Below are 13,313 nucleotides of genomic sequence, written 5' to 3'. Positions count from 1 at the left end.
GCTCGATCGACCTCGCGGTCGCTAATTGCCGAAAGTGGGGGTAACGACGATGTTGACGGCGCTTTGACCGGCGACAGATCCTCTTAACAGTTCGATGGCATGATCGAGATGGTCGAATCCCAGTACGTGTGTCCGCATGAGGTGAAGCGGCATCGAGTGCGATGCGATCAGTGCGGCGGCCTTCGCGTACGCCTCGTGCGTCTGGCCAAGCGAACCGACGATCCGAATCCCGCGTGTGGTTACGCGGTCGATCGGAAAATCCGGAACGGTCCGAGTCTTGATCCCGACCGTCACGAGTGTTCCTCCTGGACGGAGCATCTCGATGGCCTCGCCAAGGACGTGGGTTGCGCCCGGGGTCGTGTCGATGATGATGTCGAGACCCTCGCCGCCAGTGGCACCGTCGACCGCGGCACGCAGATCCTCGGTTTCGACATCAACGGTCACGTCAGCACCGAGCTGCCGCGCAAGTTCGAGCTTGTGGGCGTCCCGAGTCAGTCCCGTGGTCACGACCACGCCGGCTCCCGCAGCCTTCGCGGCGGCTGCGCAGGCCATCCCCCGCTGTCCCGTTCCCAGGATTCCGACCCGTGATCCAATAGTGGTGCCTGCGTTCATAACTGCCCACTGGATCCCTCCGGCCAACGGGTTCCACAGCGTTGCGTCGAGTGGACTCACGTCCGCCGGAAAGCGATAGAGGATCGCTTGGGGATGCACGTAGACGTGAGTGGAGTACCCTCCCCACAGTCCCGGTGCGTATCGAAGCGGGATGTACCCGTAGCAGTTCTGCTGGAAATCCCACCCGGTGCAGAACGACACGTCGTCGCGGCGGCAGGCAGGGCACGAACCACAGGACAGAAACGGGTTGACAGCCACCCGATCCCCCACCTTCAGGCCCGCCCGAGCGCTCGTCATCTCACCGAGCTCTTCGATGATGCCGACAATTTCGTGCCCGTTGATTCTCGGGTATCGGCTCATGTCGCCCGGAGCGTAGACCGGATCGACTCCTTCGAACGAGTCGATGTCGCTGGCGCACAAACCGTTCGCCTCGACTCGGATGAGCGCCGCCCCAGGCTCGATTACCGGGAGCGGAATCTCCTCGAAGTGTTGTTCGTAGGGCGCCGTCTGCACCAGCGCGGTGGCTGTAGTTGCCATGGTGTGGTTCCGTTTCTCGGTTTCGGTCTCCGGAGTGGCGTGTCAGGACTGCGCCATCACGGAGTTGAATCGTGTTTCCCTGTCGATGTATTCAGGGAGGCCAAGGATGTCCAGCAGACTGCCGGATGGATCCAGGCGTTCACGGATCGGATCCTGGGAATCGTCGAGTACTGACCGATATGCCTCGTCGAGCGCATTGGCAGCGGCCTCGATTCCGACGAGCGGCATCTCGACAAGCGAGTATCCCAGATCGACCATATCCTGCGCTCGGACCCCGCTGGGCGTCTCGACACAGACCGCCGGGCCCTCGATGGAGCGGACAACCCGGCGGTGGATGGCGAGTTGGTCGTCGACGTTCAGTTCACGCATCGGCCGCTCATCCGCAGTCATCAGCAGCGGAATCACGGCTTCGGCACCGGCCTCGAGGTACAGGTTGCACCGGTCGATGACTTCGTCGATCGAGATCCCGTCCGCATCCGTCCGCGCGATCACCATCGTTCCGAGGTCCCTGGACGCGTCAACGGCCGTCGCGACCCGGGCAACAGCCTCACCTCGAGCGGCGGCCACCCGCCCACCGATGTAGGGGCATCGCTTTGGGTTCACCTGGTCTTCGAGCTGTACTGCCGAGACTCCCGCACGTGACAGCTCCCGCACGGTCCGCCAGACGTTGTTGACGCCGCCGAATCCCGTATCGATGTCACAGATCACCGGCACACCGCATGCGTGCACGACACGGCGTGTCTGATCGAGGACCTCCGTCATCGTCAGCAGTCCCAGATCCGGTGCCCCCAGCAACGATGCTTCCAACGCGTATCCGCTGATGAAAACGGCGGGGAACCCTGCGCGCTCGGCGAGCTTGGCAGACAGGGCGTCGTAAACACCTGCCGCGACGGCGCCGTCGGCCAAGTGCTGCCGCAGTTCGTTGATCTGCATGCGATCTCCTCAAAGTGTGGAACAGTTCCACACATTGCTATACTTGTAACACGGCTCACAGCCAAAGGCAAGAAAAGTGTGGAACAGTTGAATGAGTAGGAGGTTGTGGTGCACGGACAGAGTCTGTTATGGGGAGTCCGCGAGTCGTACGTGAACTACGTGCGGTCGCTTCCGGACGGGGCTGTGCACTGCGCCGACGGTGTGCGGGCGCTCGACGACGTTGGTGGGCGCGCCGCCTGGGCCTTCGAACACGCCGAATCGGCTCCGATCGACGCCGACCCGGACGAGCTGAGGTTCCGTGGTGATCTTCGCTTTGCCGGTCACGGCGGGATGATGTTTGTCATGATCCTCGATCCGTGGATTTCTTTCACTGCCACCGGAGTCCGTATGACAGTCGTTGATCTCGACGCCTGGCCGGACACGTCGGTGCGGATGACGCTTGCCGAAAGCCTGCCGGGGTGGCGCCGGCAGGCTGACTGCCTCGCTGAAATACCGATCGCGCTTCACGAGGCCGGGTGCCAGGTGTTCGGCAACATCTATCCCGCGGGGACCCCGCTGTCCCCCGTCCGCATCTTGGACGAGGAGCCGACCGCGGCACTGCCGCGGGTGGGCGTCGGCCGTGAGTCACCCCCGCACGGAACCTATCCTGGACGAATCCACCCCCACACTTAAGGACGAACCACGACTATGTCTCGCCCAACGAAATCACTGGGCACCGTCACGGCGGTCGACGCTCTTGAGTCACGCCTCTCCGACGAAATCTTGGGTGGTCGGATTACACCTGGTAGCCGCATCAAGGAGTCGGTTGTCGCAGCCGAGCATCAGGTCGCCCGTCATACCGTCCGGGCTGCGTGCACCCGCCTCGCGGGCCGAGGGCTGCTCACCTACCGTGAGAACCACGGCTGGTCGGTCCCCGAGTTCGACCGTGACCAGTACGAGGACGTCCTCCTTCTCCGGGGTGCACTGGAGGATAAGGCCATGCAGGTTCTCCTCGAACGAAACGAGCGGCCCAGCGCCGAGAGCGAAGCTGCACTGCGCGCCATGCTCGCGGTCGACGAAGACGTCCCTTGGTCGAAACGTCTCGAACTGGATTGTGCGCTCCATCAGGCGCTCGTCGACCAAGTGGGCGGTCGGCGCCTGAGTCGCGCGTACTCCGACATTCTTCAGCAATTCCGACTATGCCGCATGCAGTCGGTCGAGTGGCTCGAGGGAATACCGCTAGAAGAGTGGAAGGCTATGCACGTACGGATGGTCGCTGCGCTGCGTGACCAGGACACACAACAGGTCCATGCATCGCTTCACGAGATGGCATCGACGCCGTGGGAGACGCACCTCCCGGTGGGTCAGGAGTTGCACTAGTCCGCCAATCCGACCCACCGGGGCGTCCAATGAACCTAAGGGGCCGAAGGGGGTGTGTACCCGACGAGCGCCACGGGTTCGAGGAATGCTTCGAACGAGAAGTCTCCCCATTCGCGGCCATTTCCGGACTTCTTGTGGCCACCGAACGGTGCATTGAAATCGATCAGATCGAGACCGCTTCCGTTGAGGAAGACCTGACCCGCGCGGATTCGGGAGGCGACAGAACGAACTTCGTCGATGTCCCCGCCCTGAACGTAAGCGGCAAGGCCGTACTCGGTGTCGTTCGCAAGGTCGATTGCATCATCGGTGTCCTCGTAGAACTGAATGACCAGCACCGGTCCGAAGATCTCCTCTCGGACAATTCTCATCGTGGGCGTCGCGTCCGCGAACACCGTGGGTTTGATGAAATACCCCGTTTCGCAACCATCGGGCTTCCCTGCACCTCCGGCAACGAGAGTCGCACCCTCCTCGATCCCAGCGCCGATGAGCTCCTGAATACGCTTCCACTGGTTTTCGTTGACGACCGGACCCGTGTAGGCATTCTCCCTCGGCGCCCCGACGGTGACTTCCTCCACCGATTTGCGCGCTGCAGCGAGCACTCGATCCCTCTGCGAGAGAGGGGCTATCATTCGAGACGGTGCCGAACAACTCTGGCCCGTGTTAAACATCAAGCCCTTGACGCCACGGCCGACAGCGCCCTCGACGTCGGCGCTCTCGAGGATGATGTTCGGACTCTTCCCGCCCAGCTCCTGATGAATGCGCTTAACCGAATCAGCCGAATTCCGAGCAACTTCGGCGCCGGCGCGGGTAGATCCAGTGATCGAGATCAGGTCGAGCTCGGGGTGTCGGCACATGGCAGCACCGACGGTGGGCCCATCGCCGAAGACAAGGTTGAACACACCTGCCGGTACACCCGCTGCATCCATCACCTCGGCCAGGATGCGGGCAGAGTATGGCGAGTACTCCGACGGTTTAATGACCACGGTGCATCCGACTGCCAAGGCGGGGATCACTTTCGTCATGACCGTCGACGCCGGCCAGTTCCACGGCGTGATCAGACCGCAGACCCCGATCGGTTCCATGCGGACCAGTGTCAGTCCTCGATCCAATTCGAACTCATAGGTCGCGAGGTTGTCGATGGCGATCTTCAAGTGCTGGTGCGGCAGCATGATCTGAGCTTCCTTGGAAACCCAGTCTGGAGACCCCATCTCTTCACTCACTGCCGCCGCGATGTCGTCGGATCGCCTCTCGAATTCTGCGAGGATCCGGCGTAGTAGCACCAGCCGCTCGTCTCGGGATGTCTTGGAGTACGTCTCGAAGGCCCGCCGTGCCGCCAGGGCGGCACGGTCGACGTCCCGTTCGTCTCCGAGCGCAATACGCCCTGAGGGCCGCTCAGTCGCGGGATCGACTACGTCCCAGTACTTGTTTCCTGCGGGCTTCACCCATTCACCGTCGATGTAGAAGGTCAGATAATCGCGCATCGTGCTCGTCCTCGTCCTCGTCTTGCTGGTTCGGTTTTCGCGTGGCGCTCGGAATTCTCCTGCTGCGAGAGATGAATTCATCGCAAGAACTCCGGCTGCGACCACATGGAGTCATGATGGCCCGTTATCCGACCATCCGGCATGTACACCGGCGCCGCAGCCTTGCACGTCGACGCCACATCGACCTTTGACGGATCATTGCGAGCGAGTAGATTTGGCTGAGATCACCCGTTATTCGAAAGTTGCAGGTAATGTATGTCAGACTCCACGCCTCAGATGGAGCAGTTCGACATCGACACCGTGCGGCACGAGGACCGTGGCGAATGGTGGGCAGACGTGCTGTCGAGAACGTGCCATCCGCTGGATCTGACGGTCACACCAAGTTCGTCACTGACACCGTTTCGAGCGCGAGCACGCCGCCACTGGCTCGACGACCTCAGTCTCGTCGATGCCGAATGCGATCCCTGCTCCGGGAGCACCCGTCCTGGACACATTGCCGACAACCGCGTTGCCGTCCTCCTTGTGTTGTCCGGCTGTGAAGCGATCAGCCAGGGCAACGAGACGACCCTGCTACGAGCGGGTGACGCCGTGCTGTGGGGCTCGCAGGAACCAATCGAGTTCGAGGTCCTCGAACCCCTCCACAAGCGAACTCTCCTGATACCGCGAGCCGCATTGGACGAAGTCTCCGGCTGGACGTGGCCAACCTCAGGGGTGACCCTGCACGGAGGATCTGCAGCGGTGCGTTTGTTGGCGTCCTATCTCGCAGCGCTCGCCGATTCATTGGGTGGACTCGATCCCTCTGCAATCTCGTCGGCCCGAAATGCCGCGTTAGATCTACTCATCGGTGCAGCCGCCACTCACGCGGGGGGCCAGACCTGCGGGTCCGAAACACTGCGATCGGAGATTGACAACTGGGTGGACGACCACCTCCTCGACCCCGGTCTCTCGATAAGCACCGCGGCAGAAGCACATTCCGTGTCGGTGCGAACGGTCCAGCGAACTTTCGGCATGTTTGGCGAGACGTTCTCGGGGGCGCTCAGAGCAAAGAGGTTGGCGCGATCGAGGGACGATTTGCGCGGCGCTACCGACTCGATCACCTCCATCGCGTGCCGATGGGGATTCTCGGACGCGAGCCATTTCTCCCGCCAGTTCAAAGCGAAGTTTGGAGTGGCACCAAGTGTGTACCGGTCCGAGGCGCGGTCGACCTCCATTCGATAGGTGACCGCGCCCCGGCCACGGCGGCAGCACCGCCGCACGATTCCCTGATCGACCGCTTCTCATCCACCGCAACCAGGAGGTCGCCACACTCGACCTGCTGCGATCGCTGTAGCGTCACCACTGCGATGGTGCCCGCGACAGTTGCGGTGATCAACGCCTGCATCTTCCATCTTCATCGCCTCGATGGTGGCGATGGTGTCGCCGGCGGACACCTGGTCGCCCTCTGCGACGGTGAGGGCGACGGCGAACGATGCGGCGACGTGGCAGGGTTGGAGCGGTCAACCTCTTCAGCGGCAGGGATCTCGCTGGCGATGGACCGGTCCCGCATCGCCACCGGCCGCAGTTGACCGTTGAGGAGACACATCAAGGTCCGCGTGCAACGTGACGTCGACGTCTGCGCGGCGGAGGGCTCGTCGGCCTCGGAGATCGCCTCTAGCCCACCTCTAGCCCGATCAGCAGCTCCACACCCTCATCGATCGCGACGCGATGCTCCTCACCGCGGCGCAGTCCGTAGAAGAACTGGTTCGCCAGGTAGAAGACGGTTCCGGATGTGCCCGGCGTATTGGGCCGCCGTCTGTTGTGCGGCGCGGCCGCGTCGGTCGGACAGCCCGGTAACGACGGGTGCCGTCGCGTAAATCCTGCAGCAGTGCCACACAATACCGCCGTGCGAGTGCCTCCTGATGCTCCCCCGCCCGAAGTTCCTCACCACAATTGAGTATGCGCCGCGGATCAGGGCGCGTCTGGCGACCGAGAAGGTCCTGATCGGCGACGCCCGATCCCGCGGGTGGGACCGGGAGGTCGAACGGCACGAAGCGACGTGCCGGCGGTTGCAGCACCTGCTCGACGACCTCGACGACGGCGAAACCCGATGAGGTTCACGAATGGTTGGGGCACAGCAGATCTGAAGCCATCGACCAGTCGTCGTCGGTGAGCCAGTCCCGTACCGATGCCGGGATTTGATCGGTGCCGGGATCGGTGCCGGTGACCAGCGGGCCGTCACCACATCGGGAGCAGCTGACCACCAGGGGAATCGTGGGGCTGACAGCGTGCGTAGTACCGCGCCTCGCGCAGCTCGCCGCGATCGCCGAGGTGCAACCAGATGGTCGCGAGATCGGCGCGGTGCGGGACGAGGTCTCGGCGGGTTGTGGGCTCGTATCCACAGGTCGGACACGCTGACGGTCCGGCCGTCGGTGACGAAAACGCCGCGGCGGGGGTCGGGAGCTTCCTGTCTTCGGGTTTCGGGGTGTCCGCGGTGAGCGTCTTCGGCGAACGAGGCGGGAGATCGCGGTAGAGGGTGAGCCCGGTCTTGTGGGTGATTTCGGCGATAATGGCGCCGCCCTCACGGAGTTGGGTGGCGTAGGCGAGTTGGGCACCGGTGACCACGCTGGGCCGGCCGGTGCGTCGTCCCTTCTCGGTGGCCGTGGTACGGGCGTGGGCGGCCACCGCATAGGTGCGTTCCATCTGCCCGAACAGCGCGAGCAGTACGACCGCCAGCTGACCATCGGGTCGTCCGGGTTCGTCGAGTCGATCCGGATCGGATCGGATCGGATGGGCCAGATTCCGGAATCCGATGCTGCGCTGGTGCAGGTCGTGGATCAGGTTCAGGGTGTCGCCGACGGTGCGGCCCAGCCGGTCCAGGGTGTGCACCACGACCACGTCGCTCGTTCGAGCGTAGCTGCAGTCGGTGGTGGCCGCCGGACTCTTTTTCCACGTAGACGTTCGCCGGGTTCCCAGCTTTGGTCTGCTGCGCGAATTCCTGTTTGGGCGTCGACAGCCGCGCGTACCCCACCTATGGAGCGTACTGAAAGTTAGGCCTGTACGACTTTTATGAGACGGGATTGTGGAATTAGCTTTGAGGCGCCAGGACTTGGGTGTTTGTGGAATCCGCCAGCGTCCCCGGCGCCGCCTCATTTCTGGAAATGAGACTGGACCCTGCTGAAAGCGTGACCCAGCACCTGATTCAGTGGGACTTGATCCTGCTGTTGAGAGCCGTGCCTGTGCGTGGTGGAGCTGCCCGGTGGCCAAGCATGGTTAGTCCGCTGAGCAGTCCCGCGACGACACCGAATGAGACAGCAAGAACAGTGAACGATGTAGATCCCAGCTCCGTCATTCCGAGTAGGAACGTACCGCTCGCGGTACCCGCGTATAGCGCCGAGTTGTTCCAGGAGACTGCAGGAGCGCGCAGGTCGCCCATTGTTGCCGTAAGGTACTCCTGACTCGTGCTGACGTAACTTGACCCAGCCGCAAACGTCGCCACCCATCCGAGCACGCTGACCCACACGACTTCCGAGCTGGTGGCGGCAAACAATCCCAACGCCATCATCATCCCGTAGCCCACATTCAACCCGAACTGACTACGACCGGATCGGTGAAAACGATCGACTAGATACCCGCCTAGTAGCGCTCCGATCATTGATCCGGCCCCAACTGCAGCGCCGACGAGGCCTAGTTGGGTAGTGCTTAACCCGAACCGATACAGGAACAAGGCACCGGCGAACGTGTAGGTGGCGTACCGGGCGGCCTGGGCGAAGAAGTTTGCGGACACCACCAAGGCGAAGTTGCTGTTCCTCCACAATCCGAGCGAGCCGACGATCACCCGCCATTTCCGGCGGTCTCGCGGTGGAATACGGGCTTCATTGTTCAATTTGAGGCTGATCAGGAGGATGACAACCGACGCGGCGAAGGCAACGGCAGCGAATACCCATCGCCAGCTTGCGGTGTCGGCGACGATGGCGCCGGCGGGTACCCCGAGGATCTGGCCCGCAGCGAAGAACGCGGCCACGCGTGAAACAGCGCGGCCGCGCTCTGCCGGGGCCGCTGTCTCGGTGACATAGGACCACACTGCGGGACCCATCATCGCCCCACCGGCGCCCGCCAGCACGCGACCGGTGATGAGGAGGGCGAACTGGGGCGCTGCTGTACAGAGCACTTCACCGCAGACGAACACGACGGCCCCGCCAAGGATGGCGGCCTTGCGGGTCAAGCCGTCCGAAAATGCTCCTACCAGCGGGCTCGTCGTGGCGTAGGTCAGCGCAAAGGCTGCCACCGACATCGCCGCAACCGGTGTGGTAACGCCGAACTCACTCGCCATCATGGGAATGAGGGGGGAAAGGACGAACATCTCGGCGCCTAATACGAAGAACAGCATGCTCACCAACGCATGTCTGCCCCACGGGGTTCGGAGGCTGCCTTCCTTTTTACTTGCGATTTCCACTTTTTCGGGTGCAGACTCAGTTGTCATGAGCCCTCCTTCGCTTGCTCCAGATTGCCGGCGGAAGTGGCCTCTCTGACCGGCACGGTGAGAGGCTCAGAGGTAACGGCGGGGTCTGACGGCACGCGTCCTCGGCCGCAGTACGGTGTTGCGTCATAGCCGTGAGAGCGTGCGCGATTTCCCGTCGGCCGCCCACGGTCTGATCATCGGAATCCATTCGATGACCTCGTACGAGAGCCGGATCATGCCGCGGTTCGCGGCCGCGGCGAGGTAGTCCTTGCGGTCGGGAGGGTGCTGGCCCCGTCCTGTGGTGTCGTCGGGGTAGCGGTATCGGACGAGCAAGAACGCAACATCAGACCTCTCCCTGAATGGTCGCCAGCGCGGGGTGGTCCCGTAGTTCGGCGAGGCGGGCGGCGTCGCGGCCGATGGTGTATCCGAAGACGAGGGCGGGCCCGATGTTGGCGCCGTAGCCCGGGTATCCGCCGCCGAAGATGCTGACGGCCGCGGAACCGGCCGCGAAGAGACCGGGGATCGGCTGGTTGTCGTCGTCGAGGACCTGGCTGTGCCGGTCGACGGCGAGGCCGGAGTAGGCGCCGAGGTCGCCCATCTCGATCTTCGCCGCGTAGTACGGTCCCTTGTCCAGCGGCTCGAGGTTCGGGTTGGGCTGGTGCTCCATGTCGCCCTTGAAGTGATGGAACCAGTTGGATCCGCGATTGAACTTCGGGTCCTCCCCCTTGGCAGCGCCCGAGTTGAACTCGGACAGGGTCTTCTTCAGCCCGGCGGCATCGACACCGATCTTGCGGGCGAGTTCCTCGACCGTGTCGGCCTTGTGGAGGAATCCGGTCTTCTTGAAATAGCCCTGCGGGATCGGCCACGGCTTCGCGTAGCCGATTCCGTACTTGTTCATGGCCTTCGAGTCGGCGATGATGTAGCCGAACGTCGCGTCCTGACCGGCGTTCTCCTGAATCATCGCCATCCCGAAGTCGTGGTACGAACTCGACTCGTTGGCGAAACGTTCACCCTTGCGGTTCACGGCGATCAGTCCCGGGAGCCCGAACGCCCGCAGGTGCGGGAAGATCCGCTGCTGTCCGCGCAGACCGGTGAACACCGTGACCGGCGCCCACGCGGCCGGCTCGTGGACGTCGGTGTCGACGTGCCCGCCGAGCGGCGCGGCCAGCCGCACATTGTCGCCGTCGTGCCCGACCGTCGGCGTGAAGTGGTTGTCGCCGTGCGGATCATGACCCCAGTACTCGGCGCGCAGGGCCGCGTCCGAGGAGTAGCCGCCTGCCGCGATGACGACACCGAGCCGCGCCTCCACCGTTCCCGCGTGCACGCCCCCGAGCACGGCGCCGGTGACCACCCCGCTCTCCGATTGCAGGATCTTCGTGACGGGTGTCTCGGTCCACATCCGAATGCCGAGCTTCGCGGCGGACGACACCATCCGCACCATCAGCGAATTGCCGTTGGTCCGGTCGAACGACCGACGGCAGAGCACCGTCTCGACCCACGTCTTGAGAAGCTTCTTCGACACGTAGGCAAACGATTTCAACGACTGGTTGGCGTGCAGGAACTGCGCGATGTCGGGTCCGACCTCGGGCATGTAACCGAAGACGGTGTACGTGTCGAGGTAGGGGCGCAACCGGAGCCGATTCTCGCCGAGCGTGCGCGCGTCGACGACCTTGCCGGAGATCGCCCGCCCCGACGGCTTCGCGCCCGGGGCGTCCATCTGATAGTCCGGGGCCATTTCCGGATAGACGAATTCGACGTCGGTGTCGCGTTCGAGCCAGTCGATCGCCTCGGGAACCTCGTCGAGGAAGGTGTCGACCATCTCGGCCTTGTAGCAGTCCTTGGCGAGTGCCCGGATGTAGGTTTCGATCTCCTGACGGGTGTCGCCCTGCGCGACGCCCTGCTTGTTGCCCGGCACCCACGCCCAGCCGCCCGAGATGGCGGTGGTACCGCCGAGCCACTGCGACTTCTCGGCGACGATGACGCTGTGGCCTTCGCTCGCGGCCTTGAGCGCGGCGGCCATGCCCGCGGCCCCGGACCCGATGACCAACAGATCGCATTTGACGGATTTCGAGCTCATGCTTCTTCTTTCCTTGCTGTTCGAGGACAGTCGTTCCTGCGGTATGTCGGTCGCTTGAATTCAGTAGTGTTGGTTACCGCGGGCAATCTGCCTTCTCCGGATATCGCAGAAGTTGGGGGACCGCGTTTGCTAGGGCGCGGCGTTGTTGAGAGGTCGGGCAGCGTAAGAGATGTGATCGGTGTATCGGACAGCGATGATTTCGATCTCGTCGTCAGGATGGACGTCCTGATCACCCCACAGTCGTGTGGCTAGACGTAGATTTTCATCGAGGTCGACGACACACACCCGGTAGGGCACGTCGTCGACGAAGGCGTTGGGTGCGGCGTGGATAGTGGTATACGAGTAGAGCTTGCCCCGGCCGCTCAGTTCTACCCACGCAACATCCTGATCCCAGGTGTGGGGGTCGATCGGTTTCGGCGGGAAGGTCGGACGCCCCGTCCTGGTGCTCGCAGTCGTGATGAATCTGCCTTCGCGGAGCGCGTCCCAGAATGGCTTGGTGGCTTCGGTGACTCTCTGGGGGTACGGATGCCGAGTGGGGACATCGACGATCGAGATCATCAGTGCACTCCTTCCAGGATATGGACCAGTGCGGCGTTGTAGTTGCCGAGTTCAGCACTGGTCAGGGCCAATTCGGCACCGGAAACTTGTCGCTCCGAGGCGGTGCCGCGTAGTTGTTCGAATGCTTCGACGAAGCTGTACAACGGGGTGATGTATGCCGGGTGGCCACGTGAGGTGAGACCGCCCGAGGTGCAGATCGGGATGTCGCCCCCGAGGCTGGTCCGGCCTTCGGCTGCGTATCGGGCTCCTCGACCGGTGGGCGTCAAACCGAGTGCCTCGCCGGCCAGGACTTCGACGATGGTGCACGGTGCATAGATTTCGGCTAGATCGATATCCGTAGGCGCGATTTTGGCGTCCTCGTACGCCTGTCGGCCGGCTGTTCGGGCGGCGGCGAGCGCCGTCATGTCATTCGGCACCTCACTGATCTGATGTGCGCCTTCATGATAGAAACCGCGACCGCGAACCCGCACGTACGGCTTGCCCAAAGACCGAGCAACCTCCTCCTCGGCTAGGACCAGGCACACTGCGCCGTCGCTGCGGGGCGGGACCTCGAAGAGTCCGAGAGGTTCCACGATCATCGGCTGGGCCAGGACGTCATCGAGCGTGATCGGCGTGCGGAACTGCGCCAGCGGATTCAGCTCGGCGTGCCGGCGGTTCTTCACGGCAACGGTTGCGAGTTCCTCACGGGAGGAGCCGTGGTCATGGATATATCGCGTAGCGTCCATCGCGTACCAGGCGATCGGGGTGATCCCGAACGGTGCCTGGAAGTCGACATCCCCGACCGCGCGCATCGAGCTCATCATGTGCTCTCGCGCCGTCACTGCTGTTTCGAAGTTCACTCCCAATGCCAGTGACACTTTCGAACGTCCGAGCAAGATGTCGTTGGCGGCATGTTCGAAGGCGAACCCGCCGGTCATCCCGTTCCCCAGCACCTCGGAGATGTTCCCCGCGCAGGGAAGGCGCAGGTAGTGGGCCATGAAGGTCGCGAAGTATTTCTGCGCCGTGTAAGGGCGGGGTTGCGCAAACGTCATCCCCTGGATGTCGCCCTTCTCGATACCGGCCTCTGCAGCGGCCTGCAGGACAAGACGCGCCAGGACCTCGTGCTCGAGGACCTGAACTGCCGCGTCCGGGGGGGTTTGCCATTTGCCGACGGGCAACGCTGCGGCCCCGATGATGGTCACGGTCTTTTCCACTGCGAATCCTTCTTCCTCTCGCCCTGATGGTCATGCCGGTATGGATGCGGCCACTTGACAGATGGGCTTGTGACTCACACCATATCAACGGAAGGACCAATGAACCAGTTGGCCGAAGGAGGCTT

General features: G+C 63.2%; 13 protein-coding genes and 1 pseudogene. 4 read left to right on the top strand and 10 right to left on the bottom strand.

Going from position 1 to position 13,313, the window contains the following annotated elements; translation table 11 throughout:
- Window positions 1–21: 21 nt before the first annotated feature.
- Both JWS13_RS31380 and JWS13_RS31375 read right to left on the bottom strand, forming a co-directional pair.
- A complete protein-coding gene (locus tag JWS13_RS31380) occupies window positions 22–1,149 on the bottom strand; it encodes a zinc-dependent alcohol dehydrogenase (RefSeq protein ID WP_206009233.1) in 1,128 nt (375 codons plus the stop codon).
- Window positions 1,150–1,191: 42 nt separating this feature from the next.
- On the bottom strand, window positions 1,192–2,082 hold the full coding sequence (locus tag JWS13_RS31375; RefSeq protein ID WP_206009232.1) for an isocitrate lyase/PEP mutase family protein: 891 nt from the start codon (window positions 2,080–2,082) through the stop codon (window positions 1,192–1,194).
- 108 nt (window positions 2,083–2,190) lie between these two features.
- Here JWS13_RS31375 and JWS13_RS31370 point away from each other — a divergent pair, with 108 nt between their 5' ends.
- Together JWS13_RS31370 and JWS13_RS46535 are read left to right on the top strand one after the other, a co-directional pair.
- Window positions 2,191–2,754: an HtaA domain-containing protein gene (locus JWS13_RS31370; RefSeq protein ID WP_206009231.1), complete on the top strand. Its 564-nt coding sequence runs from the start codon at window positions 2,191–2,193 to the stop codon at window positions 2,752–2,754.
- A 15-nt stretch (window positions 2,755–2,769) separates the two neighbouring features.
- Complete coding sequence (locus JWS13_RS46535) at window positions 2,770–3,441, top strand: GntR family transcriptional regulator (protein ID WP_206009230.1); 672 nt, start codon at window positions 2,770–2,772, stop codon at window positions 3,439–3,441.
- Window positions 3,442–3,476: 35 nt separating this feature from the next.
- Here JWS13_RS46535 and JWS13_RS31360 read toward each other — a convergent pair whose 3' ends face one another.
- The gene (locus JWS13_RS31360; protein WP_206009229.1) at window positions 3,477–4,922 is read right to left on the bottom strand and encodes an aldehyde dehydrogenase family protein; all 1,446 of its coding nucleotides are present in this window, start codon (window positions 4,920–4,922) and stop codon (window positions 3,477–3,479) included.
- 276 nt (window positions 4,923–5,198) lie between these two features.
- Here JWS13_RS31360 and JWS13_RS31355 point away from each other — a divergent pair, with 276 nt between their 5' ends.
- Window positions 5,199–6,140, top strand: a complete 942-nt coding sequence (locus JWS13_RS31355) for a helix-turn-helix domain-containing protein (protein ID WP_206009228.1) — start codon at window positions 5,199–5,201, stop codon at window positions 6,138–6,140.
- A gap of 64 nt (window positions 6,141–6,204) precedes the next feature.
- Here JWS13_RS31355 and JWS13_RS45675 read toward each other — a convergent pair.
- Window positions 6,205–6,752: pseudogene (locus JWS13_RS45675) on the bottom strand (biotin/lipoyl-containing protein); the annotation flags it as partial.
- Between the two features lie 68 nt (window positions 6,753–6,820).
- On the opposite strand from JWS13_RS45675, the gene JWS13_RS31345 reads away from it, so the two are divergent.
- On the top strand, window positions 6,821–7,012 hold the full coding sequence (locus JWS13_RS31345) for a hypothetical protein (RefSeq protein ID WP_241032416.1): 192 nt from the start codon (window positions 6,821–6,823) through the stop codon (window positions 7,010–7,012).
- A gap of 124 nt (window positions 7,013–7,136) precedes the next feature.
- Here JWS13_RS31345 and JWS13_RS31340 read toward each other — a convergent pair whose 3' ends face one another.
- From JWS13_RS31340 to JWS13_RS31315, 6 genes are all read right to left on the bottom strand, one after another.
- On the bottom strand, window positions 7,137–7,790 hold the full coding sequence (locus JWS13_RS31340) for a recombinase family protein (RefSeq protein ID WP_241032415.1): 654 nt from the start codon (window positions 7,788–7,790) through the stop codon (window positions 7,137–7,139).
- A gap of 310 nt (window positions 7,791–8,100) precedes the next feature.
- Complete coding sequence (locus JWS13_RS31335) at window positions 8,101–9,381, bottom strand: MFS transporter (RefSeq protein ID WP_206009227.1); 1,281 nt, start codon at window positions 9,379–9,381, stop codon at window positions 8,101–8,103.
- 123 nt (window positions 9,382–9,504) lie between these two features.
- Complete coding sequence (locus JWS13_RS31330) at window positions 9,505–9,693, bottom strand: hypothetical protein (RefSeq protein WP_206009226.1); 189 nt, start codon at window positions 9,691–9,693, stop codon at window positions 9,505–9,507.
- 10 nt (window positions 9,694–9,703) lie between these two features.
- Window positions 9,704–11,437: a 4-oxocyclohex-2-ene-1-carboxylate 5-dehydrogenase gene (gene chcC2 / locus JWS13_RS31325; RefSeq protein WP_206009225.1), complete on the bottom strand. Its 1,734-nt coding sequence runs from the start codon at window positions 11,435–11,437 to the stop codon at window positions 9,704–9,706.
- Between the two features lie 129 nt (window positions 11,438–11,566).
- Window positions 11,567–11,995 carry a Zn-ribbon domain-containing OB-fold protein gene (locus JWS13_RS31320; protein WP_206009224.1) on the bottom strand — a complete coding sequence of 143 codons (429 nt, stop codon included), beginning with the start codon at window positions 11,993–11,995 and terminating at the stop codon, window positions 11,567–11,569.
- Window positions 11,995–13,188: a thiolase family protein gene (locus JWS13_RS31315; protein ID WP_241032414.1), complete on the bottom strand. Its 1,194-nt coding sequence runs from the start codon at window positions 13,186–13,188 to the stop codon at window positions 11,995–11,997. The genes JWS13_RS31320 and JWS13_RS31315 overlap by 1 nt, the downstream gene beginning before the upstream one ends.
- Window positions 13,189–13,313: the final 125 nt, after the last annotated feature.

The sequence above is a fragment of the Rhodococcus pseudokoreensis genome, assembly GCF_017068395.1.
GTDB lineage: Bacteria > Actinomycetota > Actinomycetes > Mycobacteriales > Mycobacteriaceae > Rhodococcus_F > Rhodococcus_F pseudokoreensis.
This window is presented reverse-complemented; position numbering and strand designations above follow the sequence as displayed.